The sequence below is a fragment of the Furfurilactobacillus rossiae DSM 15814 genome (genome assembly GCF_000428925.1).
GTDB lineage: Bacteria > Bacillota > Bacilli > Lactobacillales > Lactobacillaceae > Furfurilactobacillus > Furfurilactobacillus rossiae.
Genome location: NZ_AUAW01000001.1, coordinates 90338 through 105483, shown reverse-complemented (window position 1 = coordinate 105483; position 15146 = coordinate 90338). Strand labels below are relative to the sequence as shown.

Sequence of the window (15146 nt, the reverse complement as noted above, 5' to 3'; positions counted from 1 at the left end):
TGGCGACACTTATTGAAACTTAACTGCAATTAATTTTCACGAGAATACGAAGCGATATCGTTCAGAACGTCACTCAGGAAGTCCTTACTTGCTTCACTTGTAGACTCATCATGACCGTAACGACGAACAGAAACCGTGTCATCTTGCTTTTCCTTATCACCAACAACTAACGTGTAAGGAATCTTATGCGTTTGGGCATCACGAATCTTGAAGTTCATCTTTTCATTACGATCATCGACTGTTACGCGCACACCGGCAGCTGCTAATTGTTTACGTAACTTCTCAGCGTAATCGCCTTGATGTTCTTCACTAACTGGAATGATAGAAACCTGATGAGGCGCTAACCATGTTGGGAAAGCACCCTTGTACATTTCTGTTAAGTAAGCAGTGAAACGTTCCATCGTTGAAACCAATCCGCGGTGAATCATAACAGGTTGATGTTCTTCACCATCAGCACCGACATAATGAAGATCAAAACGATCAGGCAACATGAAGTCTAACTGAATGGTAGACAATGTCTCTTCATTGCCCAAGGCTGTCTTAGTTTGTACATCCAACTTAGGACCATAGAAGGCTGCTTCGCCTTCAGCTTCAACGTAATCAAGGCCAAGATCATCCATGGCACCCTTCAACATCTTCTGAGCCTTTTCCCACATTTCGTCGTTGGCAAAGTATTTTTCGGTGTTCTTAGGGTCACGGTAGCTCAAACGGAATGAGTAATCCTTAATGTCAAAGTCTGCATATACTTCAACCATTAAGTTCAAAATACGTTTGAATTCATCCTGAATTTGATCAGGAGCAACGAATGTGTGACCATCATTCAATGTCATTTCACGGACACGTTGCAAACCAGATAACGCGCCAGACTTTTCATAACGGTGCATCATACCTAATTCAGCAATCCGCAATGGCAATTCACGGTAAGAACGAATGTGATGTTTGTAAATTTGAATATGACTTGGGCAGTTCATTGGACGCAGTTCCAACATTTCACCATCACCCATGTCCATTGGTGGGAACATGTCCTCACGATAGTGTTCCCAGTGACCAGATGTCTTATAAGCATCCAAGTTCATGAGAACTGGCGTGTAAACATGTTCATAACCATGCTGAATTTCCTTGTCAATAATGTAACGTTCAATGGTACGACGAATCGTTGCGCCATTTGGCATCCAGTATGGCAGGCCGGCACCGACTTTAGGATCAACAAAGAACAAATCCAAGTCGTTACCAATCACACGATGATCGCGTTCACGAGCTTCCTTACGGCGAACATCGTCGGCATCCATGTCTTTTTGATTGAAGAAGGCTGTCCCGTAAACCCGTTGCAACATTGGGTTAGATGACTTACCTTCCCAGTACGCGCCGGCAACAGACAGCAACTTAAAGATCTTGACGTCACCAGTTGATGGCATTTGAACACCATCACTTAAATCAACGAAATCACCTTGACGGTAAACAGCAACCTGACCATCATTGGCAGCGGCTGCTTGCTTAACCAATTGTGTTTGATAAGGGTCCCCATCAACCAATTTAAGCGCGTCAGCCTCAGCCAACACTTCACGGGAAATTGGCAAGTTGGCCTTCACAATCTCCTTCATTTTGGCTTCAATGGCTGGCAAGTCATCTGAACTAACTTGGTGATCGGCATTGTCCGTATCAAACGAAAAACCGTCATCACTGGCCTCACCTTGACCAAAATGCATTTCTGGATAAAGTTGGTGAAGCGCGTTGGCTAACACTTGAGATGCAGTGTGGCGAAGGACAGTCAACCCTTCTGGTGTATCTTTCGTGACAATTTCAATCTTGCCATCTTCCGTTAACGGTGCTTCATAATCAACTAACTCACCGTTAAATTTTCCGGCTACAGCCTTTTTAGCGAGGCTAATGCTGATTGACTTGGCAACATCTGCCGTCGTTGAGCCATTGGCAAACGGCTTAACAGCGCCGTCTGGAAACGTAATCTTAATATCTGCCATTCTGCTTTTCCTCCTTGAAATTACACCTTGCAGTTCTGCTTATTTATGACATGAAACAAAAAACGTCCCTAACCGCAATCGCGGTCAGGGACGTCATCAACGTTGTTCCACCCAAAATTCACAGTTAGAGCATATCGCGCTCAATAACTGCCTCTAGTGACCAATAACGCGGTCAATCGGTCCAGCTTGATCACCGGACGCTTGAATCAGGGGTAACACCACTTAACACCTGCATCCTTCCACCACCGGACGCTCTCTAAGAGGTTTGTTAACTGACATCATATCTGATTGGTTTACAAAACTTATTAAACCACAAAATAATTGCTTGTCAATCACTAGACGATAAAATGACTCGGAAAAATCGGGCACAAAAATTAATGATTGACGTTTAAAATCCACATGAAGCCAATGAAGACAAAGAACAAGACGTACATTAACGGATGAACTTCACGACCACGTTTGGCAGCAATCATTGTAATTGGATAAGTGATGACACCCAGCGCTAATCCGTCTGAAATACTGTACGTCAACGGCATGCCCAAGACAATTAAAAACGATGGAATCGCAATTTCCATTTTTGTCCAATTAATTCGTGCCAACGACTGCGCCATCAGTACCCCAACGATAATAAGTGCGGGCGCTGTCACCTGACTAGTCACGACCGTCAAAAGTGGCGAAAAGAACATTCCAAGGACAAACAAAATACCAGTTGTGATGGCAGTTAAACCACTTCGTCCACCAACAGCAATCCCAGCTGATGATTCAACGTACGCACCAACCGGTGATGTACCTAACACAGAGCCTGCCAGCATCGCTGTAGAATCAGACATCAACGCTTTACCAACTCGTGGCATTTCGTTGTTTTTCATAAAGCCCGCCTGCTGGGCAAGCCCCACCAACGTACCCGCCGTATCAAAAAAGGTTACTAACAGGAACGTCAACACAACTACCCACATTTGAACGGAATTAATATCACCAATGTGCTTAATGCCAACGCCAAATGTTGGTGCCAAACTTGGTGCGCCAGCAACCAACTGATGTGGCATCGGAATCAATTTCGTTATGAGTCCAACAATTGCAGTGGCCGCCATCCCGATAAAAATACCCCCAGGGACACGCATTACCATTAAAATCGATGTCAAGATGAGACCAAAGATCGTTAGCCAAGTTGTCGCTGTGGAAAATGATCCTAAGCCAACCACAGTTGACTTGTTGGCGGCAATCAAACCACCATCATGCAGCCCAATAAAAGCAATAAACAAACCAATACCACTCGAAATCGCATACTTTAAATCCGATGGAATCGCATTAATAATCATTTCACGAAGCTTAAAGATTGTGATTACCAAGAAAATCAGCGAAGCTACAAACACCCCAGCCATTGCCGTCTGCCACGGAACTTTCATTCCGATGACAACTGAGTAAGCAAAAAATGCATTAATACCCAGCGCGGGAGCGGTCGCAATTGGATAACGTGCTAGAACTCCCATCAGAATACAGCCGATGGCACTAGCCAATGCCGTTGCCGTAAACACAGCGCCTTTATCCACACCCGCGGCTCCTAAAACACTCGGGTTCACAAACATGATGTATGCCATTGAAATAAAAGTTGTGAATCCCGCTAGCATTTCTCGAGGAACAGTCGTGTGCAATTCATCCAACATAAAATAATGATTCATTTTTTCAATCACGAGTACAGGCTCCCTTAGATAATTATTCCTAAAATTCACATAACGGCCGTTAGCGATTGTTCGGATATGATTCATTGAAGAACGAGTAATATCGTATCATTTTTATTATTAAATGTAAAACACGAACGTATTTTATTTAAAGTCGAACTTTATCTGCAAAATGTAGTACGAATTCCGTTAAAAGCTGAACTTTCTTATGATTTTGTCTTGAAATTGCGCCAAATTCCTAAAGTGAACCTCTTTTAACTGTTATTTATGATCCGTTGCAAACGAAAAAGCTGTGACATAAGTTTGTTTAGAACGAATAATGTGAGGCATATCGCGCTCCAAAATCCTGAGAATTCCGCTTAACCTAAAACTGACCCATTCCCAAAGTTCAGGAATAGGTCAGTTTTATATTAATGCTCGTTCTCAAGTCGAACTTGTGTCACAACCCTCTTAAATATTTTATTGTGGCCGACGGTTTGGTCCCTGAATCACGACCTCGTGGCTTAGGAAACGAATTCGCTGCATTAACCGCGCAGCCTTAACTTCTTCTTTTTCACCACGCTGATTAATTGAAAGATGCTGATCTGACAACTGTTGCATAGAAAAGTTTGAACTGAAGAAAGTGGGCAATTCCTCTTGCATTCGATACTCTAAAACAACGCCTAACACTTCGTCGCGAACCCATGAGCTCATCGAATCCGCGCCAATATCATCAATCATCAAGATTGGCGCCTGTTTAATGGCATCAACCTTTTCGGCAACATTATTTTTACCAATCGAATTTTTCATTTCCACAGCAAAACTGGGAAAGTGAACTAACGTTGACTGGTATCCCAATGTGGCGAGTTCATTGGCAATAGCACCGAGTAAAAATGTTTTGCCGACTCCAAAATTGCCATAGAAGTACAGACCTTGATGAAATTCATGCGGTTTTTGTGAATAGTCAGCCACAAATTGCATCGCTTGCCGCAGTGCTTTAGCACGCTGCTCCTCTTCACCGTCCACGTTGTAATCACCAAACGACGCTTGTTCAATCATTTTCGGCATGGAGACTGCATGAACGCGCTTCTTAAGCATTGATCGTTTTTGGGCAAGTAGCGTGTCTTCCGTGGGTTCGTAAGTCACTTCCACATAATGGTCACTGACCACTAATTTTGGTTCGTATCCAGGTGCAAAAACTTGGTGACCAGCACGTAATTTATCACGCTGGCTCACATATTCGTACAATTTGGACCCATTACGTTCCAAAACATCCTCTGCCAACTCATCTTGATGTGCCTTAATGAACGCTTGTACATCGGGATCATTAATCGCATTTGCAATCAACCGTTGGTAATCAGAGTTCAGATTCTGGCGATTAAGTAAATCGCGCATGGATTTTCCTAAGTCCTGCATGATTATTGATCCTCCTGATTCTTTTTAGCCTGATTTAAACGTTGACGTAATTTTTGAATTTCATTAGCGTCATCTTCAGAAGCAGCCACTTCTGAAGTTGGTGTCTGTGACTGAGCGTTCCAATCCGTCAGTTGTTCTCGTGCCCTAGGTGCTCGACCATTTTGACGTTGAATCCGTTGCGATTCCTGTTCTTCCTTGTAGTTTCGCATGTGATCAATTGCTTGCTCTGGCGTCTGCACCTTAGCCTTGGCCCAATCATTAGCGACTCGATCAACATCATTAAGATAAAGGACATTTTTATCGCGATCACTGATAAGGTAGTAAATCAGCATGTTCACCACACTGGGCGCAAACAAGTGTCGATCCATGAATTTAGCCAAAACACGTTGTTCGCCGTCGCTAACATACTGATTCTTTTCAGTCTTTAAACTGGCCAAGAAGTCAGCTGGTGCATACGCCTTAACGGCTGCTACCAATGCTTTTATTTGTGCCTGATCCTGATTGTCACCGGTTGTTGTCACTGGTTGTGTTTGAACATTCTGGGCGTCACCATCGCTTGAGTTCACAGAATTGTCCACAGCCTGAGTCGCTTGAAATTGAGCAGCAACGACTTGTTTGAAACGGTTAGCGTCAAACTGATTTGTTGTCACGCTTGTCGCCTGGACAATAAAGTTAGCTAAACTTCGCTCATTTAATCCATACATCGTCGCTTCAGTAGCAATTAAATCACGTTGATTCATTACCGAATCCAACTCAACGTACTCTCGTTTTAAATAATCACTGAGAAGTTTGAAGTCAACTTGAACCAAGCTAGATTCACGCTCAGCACGATGATTGTCGGACTGACTCGACAACTGCGCTGGTCGGTTAGTTAATTGAGCATCACTCATATGAAATACGGTTAAAAAATCAGCTGATACATTTTTCATCTGGCTTACGTTAACCGTTGGCTGTTCAAATTTCGCCAACAGTTCATCATATCGTGTTTGACCAACCGATTGTAAAAGCAACACGCTAAGTAAATCATCAGCAAAAAAGGCAGTCGCCGAAAGTGGCGACTGCAGTTGATAAGCGTAAACATCCCCTAGTGCGTCTTGCTGGTAAAAACTATCCAACAAGCCGGCCGCTTCCAACCGCTTACGGGCAGCAAGAAAATGATCCAAATCCAATCGCAACCATGTCAACAGCTCACTGTGTTGACGACGATTAGACAACTGGGGGCGCTGACTAGCAAACGTAGTCAACCCTGTGTATAAACCAAATGCTGTAACACCCAATATCGGTGCGTACAACGTTTGCCAGCTCAACAGATGCTGATCGTCACGAGGTGGCAGTGTAACCACAAATCCTGACCGCGGTGTTAAAGTTGGTGCAACATTCATGACTGACACTCCATTCTTGTATTCAGCAATTAACGTTTATCCGAGCGCTTGTCCCGTTCAACCATTTCTTTCATTTCATCCAAAAAGACACTCATGTCCTTAAACTGACGATAGACACTGGCAAACCGAATATATGCAATCTCATCAACATCAGCCAATTCATTCATAACGTACTCACCAATCAGCTGACTTGAAATTTCATTCTCACCCAGTGCGCGGACCTTTGACTCAACCTTATCAACTACGGTATTCATTTGCTGCATGGTAACCGGTCGTTTTTCTGCAGAGCGAATAATGCCGCGAAGAATCTTCTCGCGACTAAATTCCTCACGGGTGCCATCTTTTTTAATGACTAATAATGGGGCTACTTCAACCCGTTCAAACGTTGTAAATCGAAAACCACATTTTTCACACTCGCGTCGTCGACGAATCGCCTGACCCTCTGCGGTCGGACGACTATCAACAACTCGGGTATCGTTATGGTGACACCGTGGACATTGCATAGTCTGTCTGTGCTCCTTTAATCAATACTAAATCGTTTTAATCCGCAGTCTGACGGACTTTGTCAAGCAAGTTTACCACTTGTAGACGGGTTTCTTCAAGTTGTTGGGAATTATCGATGACCACATCTGCCTTGGCAACTTTGTTAGCCAAGGATAATTGACTTTCAATTCGTTCATTCGCCTCTGCTAACGACAAGTTATTACGTGCCATCAACCGAGCCTGTTGAATCTTAAGTGGAACACTGACCACCACAATCAGGTCAACGTCCTTTTCATAGTGTTGTTCTAGGAACAATGGCGCATCCAAGACAACAACGGGCGTGTTTCGATTCCTAAAACGATCAATTCGTGACCGAATTACTTTTCTAATAACGGGTTGAACAATTGCATTAAGCTCAGCTAACTTGTCGTCATCATTAAAGACTAGGTTGCCTAATTTGTGACGATCTAACTGACCCGTTGCTGTCAAAACAGTACCGCCAAACACACTCACGATATCTGCCAGAACGGTTGTGTTAGGCGCCACCACCTCGTGAGCGATTTTATCCGCATCAATAATTGGTATGCCTGCCGTTGCAAACATTTTAGAAACTGTTGATTTGCCACTGGCGATACCGCCAGTTAGTCCAATCACCGTTGTCACTTAGAAGTCTCCTTAGTCGCTGCAGCAGAATGTGCCTTAGAAGCAGCTATCTTCACAACACGCAGTTTTTGTTCCTTGGGACAAAAAGTGGTGCCCCGCTCACCAACTTTAATTTTCACCATTGTGGTGCCACACCGTTCACAAGGTTCACCGCCGTGACCATATGCGTGAAGTTCATTTTGAAATTCTCCCGCATGTCCAAACGCACTATACGTGAACACTGTCGTACCGTGATGTTCGATTGCCAATTGCAATTCATCAAAGATACTCAACCGTAATCGTTTGATTTGCGCAATGGTCACTGTATTTGCCGGTTGTTCCGGATGAATCTTGCTTAACCATAGCACTTCATCACAGTAAATATTGCCCAACCCTGCAATGTTGCTTTGATCCAACAGCCAAGTCTTGATTGCTTTACGGCTCTTTGCCATTTTAGCAACTAAATACGCCACACTTAAGGTTTCCGGTGTTGGTTCCGGCCCCAACGTTTTTAGCCCACCAACAGTGTCTTCATCACCAGTATGGATCACAATCATGCGCCCAAATTTACGTGTATCGTTGTAACACAGTAACTGACCGTCACTTAAATGAAAAACAACATGGGTGTGTTTATCCCTTGGCATGTCAGCTGGTGCCCCAAAGTATTTGCCTTCCATTCGCAAATGAGAAACCATCGTCAGCCCGCCATCGAAGCGAAACAACAAATACTTGCCACGCCGATCGACTCGGGTAACTGTCCGTCCAGTCAACAGCGTCACAAAAGCGTCGGCCCCGTTTAACACCATCTTCGGGTAATAAACGTCAATTCCAGTAATCGTTTTTCCAACAACCATCCGCGTTAGCCCACGACGCACCGTTTCAACCTCAGGTAATTCTGGCATCATTCATGCCTCCATTTTGAAATTCAAGCTTTCGATAAATCGTTATTTCGCATCATACCAAGTAGATCCGTGAGCACTTTCAACTTTCAACGGAATGTCCAAACTAACAGCTGAATCCATAATGCTTGGAACTAATTTTTCAAGAATCGGAATCTCTTCCTTGGGTGCTTCAAAGACCAGCTCATCATGAATCTGCAGCAACATAGTAGCCTTTAAATCGCGATCAGTTAAGGCCTTCTGCATTTGAATCATAGCAATCTTAATAATATCTGCTGCTGACCCTTGAATTGGCGTATTCATCGCTGTCCGTGCTGCAAACGAACGGCGGTTAAAGCTCTTCGCATTGATATCAGGCAAGTACCTACGGCGATGCGTGATTGTCTCCACGTAGCCCTGCTTCTTTGCCTGTTCAACAACATCTTCTGTATATTTTTTAACATCGGGATATTCGCGGAAATAAGTATCAATAAATTGTTTTGCTTGAGGACGGGAAATTCCCAGATTTTGTGATAATCCATAATCACTAATTCCGTAAACAATTCCAAAATTTGTTGCCTTGGCCTGCCGCCGCATTAATGGTGTCACTTCATCATTAGAAGTTAACCCAAATATTCGGCGAGCTGTTGCCGCATGAATATCTTCGTCTTCACGGAAGGCCTCTTGCAAGTTTGCATCCCCCGTAATGTGAGCTAGTACACGCAATTCAACTTGTGAATAATCTGAAGAAAAGATTTCCCAACCATCATGACTTGGCACAAACGCCTTCCGAATTTCACGTCCTTGCTGGGTTTGAATCGGAATGTTTTGTAAATTCGGGTCAACTGAAGATAAGCGACCTGTCTGCGTTAGAGTTTGTAAATAGCGCGTGTGCACCTTGTGATCATGGCTGTGGACGACTTTTAACAGTCCCTCAATATAGGTCGATTGCAACTTAGACAAGCCACGGTAGGCCAAGATATTCTCCACAATGGGCGCCTGAGATGCCAGTTGTTCTAAGACATCAACTGAAGTTGAATAACCCGTCTTAGTCTTTTTGATCACTGGCAACTTCATTTTTTCAAACAAAATTTGGCCCAATTGCTTGGTCGAATTGATGTTAAACTCTTCTCCAGCTTCGTTATAAATGGTTTGTTTCAGCGATGACAATTGTTCCTTGAACTTTTCTCGCATATTGGTCAATTGGTCAGTATCCACATAAACACCGGCAATTTCCATGTCCGCCAGTACAAACGTTAACGGCAACTCAATGTTGACGTATAAATCACGCTGCTCATTTTGATCAAGCTCTTTAAACAGCTCTTCATGGAGATTTTGAATGGCCAATGCCTTCCGCGACAAATGATCGAAGAATTGTTCATCATCGTCAGGAATCGCCCGTTTGGCACCCTTGCCGTAAACGGCTTCATCTGTTTCAACCTGGTCGTAACCATGCTGCTGAGCCAAGCTACCCAAATCATTTGAATTATCATTCGTATCTAGTAAGTAAGAAACGAGTAACAAATCGAAATCAACACCAACAAGTTTGACTCCGAGACGGTGTAGACCTACATACTGAGCCTTAGCATTAAAGACGTTCTTTTCAATATTGCCATTTTCCATCAAATTCTTAATCTGTGCAGATTGAAGCAGATCGACTTCTCGACTAACCAATGTTTGTTTGCCATCAGTCATCACAAAACCAGCAAATGCGCTGAGATGATAATTTTCATCAGGCATTTCCAAAATAAAACTAACTTCATCGGTAAAATTATCAATCAAGTTTAGATTATCTTTGGTTAATTCAGTCCAACTGACAGTTTTTAAAGCCGTGCTTGTTTCATCGTCACCTAAATCCAAAGAAAGACCGGCATTCTGTAACTGTTTCTGGAAATTGTTAAAGTCCATCTGTTGATAGAATGCAATTAATTTGTCAATATCAGGACCGTTATAATCGATATCATCCAAATGAATTGCCAACGGCGCATTGGTGCGAATCGTCGCCAAGTCTTTACTCATCAAGGCTTGATCATGATCCTCAATCAAGTGATCCTTCATCTTGCTCTGTTTAATATCATCTAGATGCTCATAGACACCCTCAACGGAATCAAACTGTGTCAGTAACTTAATCGCCGTCTTCTCACCCACTTTGGTAACACCTGGATAATTATCGGAAGTGTCACCCGTGAGTCCTTTCATATCAATAATTTGTTTGGGTTCTAAGCCATACTTATCCTGAACGTGAGCAGGTGTGTAATATTCGATTTCACTAACACCTTTTTGCGTGATTGCCACCGTTGTTTGGTCCGTCGCCAACTGAGTCAGATCACGGTCTCCAGTTACGATTATCACTTGATATCCGTCCGCTTCGCCTTCACGAGCCATGGTGCCGATGATGTCATCGGCCTCCCAATCCTTAAGTTCATAACTCTTGATGCCGTAACCGGTCAACAGATCTCGTAAGTAAGGCATTTGCTCTGACAATTCTTCCGGCGTTTTAGACCGGCCACCTTTGTAGTCAGAGAATTTACCAGTCCTAAAAGTTGTTTTACCCGCGTCAAATGCCACCAACGCCTTATCCGGTTGAACAGCCTTAACTACTTTATCCAACATCGTCTTGAACGCGTAAATGGCGTTCGTATGTAAGCCATCATGGTTAGTAAATCGATCCAACTGTTGATGCAGTGCAAAGAAGGCACGAAAGGCCACACTGTTGCCGTCAATCAGTAATAGTTTTTTCTTTGTTGATAACGTTAATTGTTCGCTCATAAAGGCCGTCGCTTTCTTTGATTTTAATGATTCCATTTTAACAAATTAAGCGCTCGCGCACCAATTTGAAGCAGAAGCGTAATTGAATGTTTAAGTGAGCTCGGTGCTGATAATTATCGACTGATTTTGACTTTGCAGGCGTAGTCCCCTTGTAGAAAAAAGATTCGAATTGTTCAAGCAACACTGACAAACAAAAAACCGTGCCGACAACAATGTCAACACGGTTTCTAGTTACAATTTATTCGAGCATTTTATTCACAATCATTAAAGCCCTGCTCATAGCATGATTTTAGTCATTCAGGTTTAATTAGTTGCGGTTGCTGCCGTAGCCAAAAATCTGCAGGATGTAAATGAAAATGTTGATGAAATCTAGGTACAACTGGAAAGCGCCCTGAACGGCTAGGCCACTCAACGAAATCTGATTGCCGTACTGTTCATAAATTTTACGCATCCGTTGTGTATCCCAAGCGGTCAGAACAACAAAGACAGCCACGATAACAAAACTAAAGATGAAACTGATAAAGGATGAACGTAAGAAGATATTAATCAAACTAACGATAAGAATCCCAATCAGTGCAAACATTGCTTGCGTACCAATCTTAGTCAAATCGCGGTGGGTCGTTGAGCCATAAAAGGCCATTCCACCAAAGATAGCAGCTGAGGCAAAGAATGCAGAGAAAATCGTCGCACTCGCGTATTGTAGGAAAATGCTGGACAGCATCAACCCGTTGATCGCCGCAAATCCAAACAACATTGTCAGTCCTGCTGCTGCACTCCGATTGGCCTTAAAACTAGTACCAATTACGAGCCCAAATTCAGCTACCACTAGAACGATTGGGAACCAGCGGTTAGCAGCAATAAAACTAAAGTATTGCTGTTGGAAAACAACGCCGGCAAGCACGGCAACGATTGCAGAAATCAGCACCGCTCCACCCATGTAACCGAAGACTTTACTCATGAAGGCTGATAAACCAGAAGCCTGTGAGTTCACCTCTCGGCGAGGTTGTTGATATTCATTGTTATTCACAAAAATCCCTCATTTCTTATTCATTAACTAATTGTCGTTTGACAAATACTGACTAATTCATGTTCAAGATGTATTCTAACAGATTTACCCAAACACGCAAGCGTTTTACCTGTGCAATACGCAACTTTAGAATTCCTTATAGATAACTGTCCTTCCCCTCTAGTTTTTTGACCACAAGACGCTTAAAATTATGTCTACCTCGTTTTATAAACTATTTAGTGTAAGGAGCCATTATGCCAGTCGAAAAACAACAGACTGTAAAACCCAGTCTGTTCTTAACACTTTTATTGGGCACGCTATCTGCGTTTGGCCCATTATCCCTAGATATGTATCTGCCGGCACTGCCCCAACTGCAAGCTAGTTTTCATACCAGTTCAGCAGCGGTTCAAGCAAGCATCAGTGCCTGTCTCATTGGAATGGCCGTCGGTCAGTTAATTATTGGTCCTTGGAGTGATCGTGTTGGGCGCCGGAAACCCTTATTAATTGGGCTGATTGTCTTCACGCTCACATCGGCAGCACTTATCTTTGTCCATAATATTGTGGTCTTTCTAGTTCTTCGTGTCATTCAAGGTCTTGCTGGTGCAGCTGGTCAGGTGCTGTCGCGGGCGGTAGCCAGAGATCTTTTCTCCGGGCACCGATTAACCACTTTCTACGCTACATTAATGTCCATCAACGGAATTTTTCCGGTTATCGCCCCCATTTTAGGAGCTGTTCTAGTAAGTTTCTTCCCGTGGGAATCAGTGTTTGTGACATTAACAATTGTTGGGATTTTGCTCGTCATTGCCAGTGCCTTCGGTCTGCCAGAGACAGCTACTAGCATTGGCGGGCCTGTTGAAAAGCTCGATTTCAAGAGCGTCTTTTCAAACGGACGTTTTATGCTCAATGCAAGTCTGTTAGCACTTGTGTACGGCGCTTTGTTTACATACATTGCAGATTCTTCGTTTATCTTTCAGCAAGACTATCATCTAAGCACAACTGCTTTCAGTATTATCTACGCCATTAATGGTCTAGGAATCGCACTGGGAAGTAAAATTGTCGGCCGTGTTTCTGAATTTCTTAACGAGCATCAAATTGCCCAAGTTGGCTTCCTAGTCCCTCTAATCGGGTGTGCTATCCTAGTCGTCAATGCATTAACAATTAATCAGCTCTGGTTGTTTGCGGTCGCTTTATGGTTTGTCGTCTCATCAGTTGGTTTCAATAGCACTATCACCACCGCTATTGCCATGGAAAGCACAACTAAAAACATTGGCACAGCCTCAGCAATCTTAGGTACTCTGTCCCAATTAGTCGGTGGTGTAGCTTCGCCGCTGGTCGGTTTATTTGGCTCCCACACCGCCTATCCAATGATTATTCTTATCTCAATTTTTGAAGCCTTAGGATTAATCTTGCTACACTTTAGTCACTCAACAACTAGCAACAAGGATCTATAAAAAAACATGGACAAACAAAAATACCGTTACGAATTTAACTTCGCGACGGTATTTTTATGTCTAAGAATCGTATTTAATAAACATTAACCATTATTCAAGCTCGTGTTACTCAGAAGCGTTTCATACTCACGTTCATACTTCTGAACGTCACCAGCCCCCATAAAGATGGCCACAGCATCATGATAGTCCAGTAAAGGCGACATATTATTCAACGTCAGCACTTCGCCACCCTTGGTAATTTTAGCCCCTAAATCAGCACTGGAGACATCCCCAGTCTTTTCACGAGCAGAACCAAAAATATTCGTTAGGTAAACTTTATCTGCCAAATTAAGACTCTTGGCAAAATCATCCATCAACGCGATTGTCCGCGTAAACGTATGCGGCTGGAAGACAGCAATTAATTCCTTATCAGGATACTTTTGACGGGCAGCATCGATTGTTGCCTTGATTTCTGACGGATGATGAGCGTAATCATCGATGATTGTCATATCGGCAACTTTACGTTCTGAGAAACGCCGTTTGACACCCTGAAAAGATAGCAATTCCTTACGTAAATCGTCCATATCCACTTTTTCAAAGTGAGCAACGGCGATAACGGCCAAACTGTTCAGCACATTGTGTTCACCAAACAGTTGAATTTCAAAGTTTCCGATAAATTCATCATGGATATAAACATCAAAGTTTGAGCCCTTCGTAGTGCGTTTAACATTACGAGCCTGAATGTCATCTGTATCATTAACCCCGTAGTAATAAACTGGGACTTTAGCCGTCAGCTTGCGCAATTCAGGATCATCACCCCATGCGAAGATTGCCTTACCAACTTGGCCAGCAAATGTTTCAAAAGCACTGTAAACATCGTCGATGCCCTTGTAATAATCTGGGTGATCAAAGTCAATATTCGTCATGATGGCATAATCTGGGTGGTAAGCCAAGAAATGACGACGGTATTCATCAGCTTCAAAGACAAAGAAACGTGAGTTAGGCGTGCCTTTACCTGTACCATCACCAATCAAATAACTGGTTGGTGCAATGCCACTCAAAACATGTGAAAGTAAACCAGTTGTGCTGGTCTTACCGTGTGCGCCGGCAATCCCAATGCTTGTGTAACCCTTCATCAACTGACCTAAAAATTCGTGATAGCGAACCACGGTCAATCCCAATTCTTTGGCACGAACAATTTCCGGATGAGTATCAGGGAAAGCATTCCCAGCGATAACGGTTAAACCGGCATGCAAATTGTCTGGATTAAATCCATAAATCTTAATGCCAGCCTGTTCCAAAGGTCGTTGCGTGAAGGTGTACTGCTCAATGTCAGATCCTTCAACACGGTCCCCACGATCATGTAAGATTAATGCCAACGAGGCCATTCCTGACCCTTTAATACCAACAAAGTAATAAGTTGTGTCTGTGTTATCCATGAATAATGGGCTCCTTAATATTACAAACTATCTATATTTTGTAATGAACAAATCTAATGTAACA

At 43.2% G+C, this 15146-nt stretch carries 11 protein-coding genes; 1 reads left to right on the top strand and 10 read right to left on the bottom strand.

Annotated features, from left to right (window positions below; genetic code table 11):
- Positions 1 to 29: 29 nt before the first annotated feature.
- The 9 genes from thrS to G400_RS0100515 form a co-directional block, all read right to left on the bottom strand.
- A complete protein-coding gene (gene thrS, locus G400_RS0100555; protein WP_017261692.1) occupies positions 30 to 1979 on the bottom strand; it encodes a threonine--tRNA ligase in 1950 nt (649 codons plus the stop codon).
- A 374-nt stretch (positions 1980 to 2353) separates the two neighbouring features.
- The gene (locus tag G400_RS0100550) at positions 2354 to 3658 is read right to left on the bottom strand and encodes an NCS2 family permease (RefSeq protein WP_049973575.1); all 1305 of its coding nucleotides are present in this window, start codon (positions 3656 to 3658) and stop codon (positions 2354 to 2356) included.
- Between the two features lie 459 nt (positions 3659 to 4117).
- A complete protein-coding gene (gene dnaI / locus G400_RS0100545; RefSeq protein ID WP_017261690.1) occupies positions 4118 to 5053 on the bottom strand; it encodes a primosomal protein DnaI in 936 nt (311 codons plus the stop codon).
- A gap of 2 nt (positions 5054 to 5055) precedes the next feature.
- Positions 5056 to 6435 (bottom strand): DnaD domain protein, encoded by a 1380-nt coding sequence (locus G400_RS0100540; protein WP_017261689.1) that lies wholly within the window; start codon positions 6433 to 6435, stop codon positions 5056 to 5058.
- A gap of 29 nt (positions 6436 to 6464) precedes the next feature.
- The gene (gene nrdR / locus G400_RS0100535; protein ID WP_017261688.1) at positions 6465 to 6938 is read right to left on the bottom strand and encodes a transcriptional regulator NrdR; all 474 of its coding nucleotides are present in this window, start codon (positions 6936 to 6938) and stop codon (positions 6465 to 6467) included.
- A gap of 37 nt (positions 6939 to 6975) precedes the next feature.
- Entirely contained in the window at positions 6976 to 7581 is a 606-nt protein-coding gene (coaE, locus tag G400_RS0100530) for a dephospho-CoA kinase (RefSeq protein ID WP_017261687.1), read from the bottom strand.
- The gene (mutM, locus tag G400_RS0100525) at positions 7578 to 8462 is read right to left on the bottom strand and encodes a DNA-formamidopyrimidine glycosylase (protein WP_017261686.1); all 885 of its coding nucleotides are present in this window, start codon (positions 8460 to 8462) and stop codon (positions 7578 to 7580) included. Before mutM ends, coaE begins: the two co-directional genes overlap by 4 nt.
- Before the next feature lie 42 nt (positions 8463 to 8504).
- On the bottom strand, positions 8505 to 11207 hold the full coding sequence (gene polA / locus G400_RS0100520; protein WP_017261685.1) for a DNA polymerase I: 2703 nt from the start codon (positions 11205 to 11207) through the stop codon (positions 8505 to 8507).
- A 307-nt stretch (positions 11208 to 11514) separates the two neighbouring features.
- Complete coding sequence (locus tag G400_RS0100515) at positions 11515 to 12234, bottom strand: Bax inhibitor-1/YccA family protein (RefSeq protein WP_017261684.1); 720 nt, start codon at positions 12232 to 12234, stop codon at positions 11515 to 11517.
- Between the two features lie 233 nt (positions 12235 to 12467).
- Here G400_RS0100515 and G400_RS0100510 point away from each other — a divergent pair, with 233 nt between their 5' ends.
- The gene (locus G400_RS0100510; protein ID WP_017261683.1) at positions 12468 to 13664 is read left to right on the top strand and encodes a multidrug effflux MFS transporter; all 1197 of its coding nucleotides are present in this window, start codon (positions 12468 to 12470) and stop codon (positions 13662 to 13664) included.
- A gap of 83 nt (positions 13665 to 13747) precedes the next feature.
- Here G400_RS0100510 and murC read toward each other — a convergent pair whose 3' ends face one another.
- Positions 13748 to 15082 (bottom strand): UDP-N-acetylmuramate--L-alanine ligase, encoded by a 1335-nt coding sequence (gene murC, locus G400_RS0100505; protein ID WP_017261682.1) that lies wholly within the window; start codon positions 15080 to 15082, stop codon positions 13748 to 13750.
- Positions 15083 to 15146: the final 64 nt, after the last annotated feature.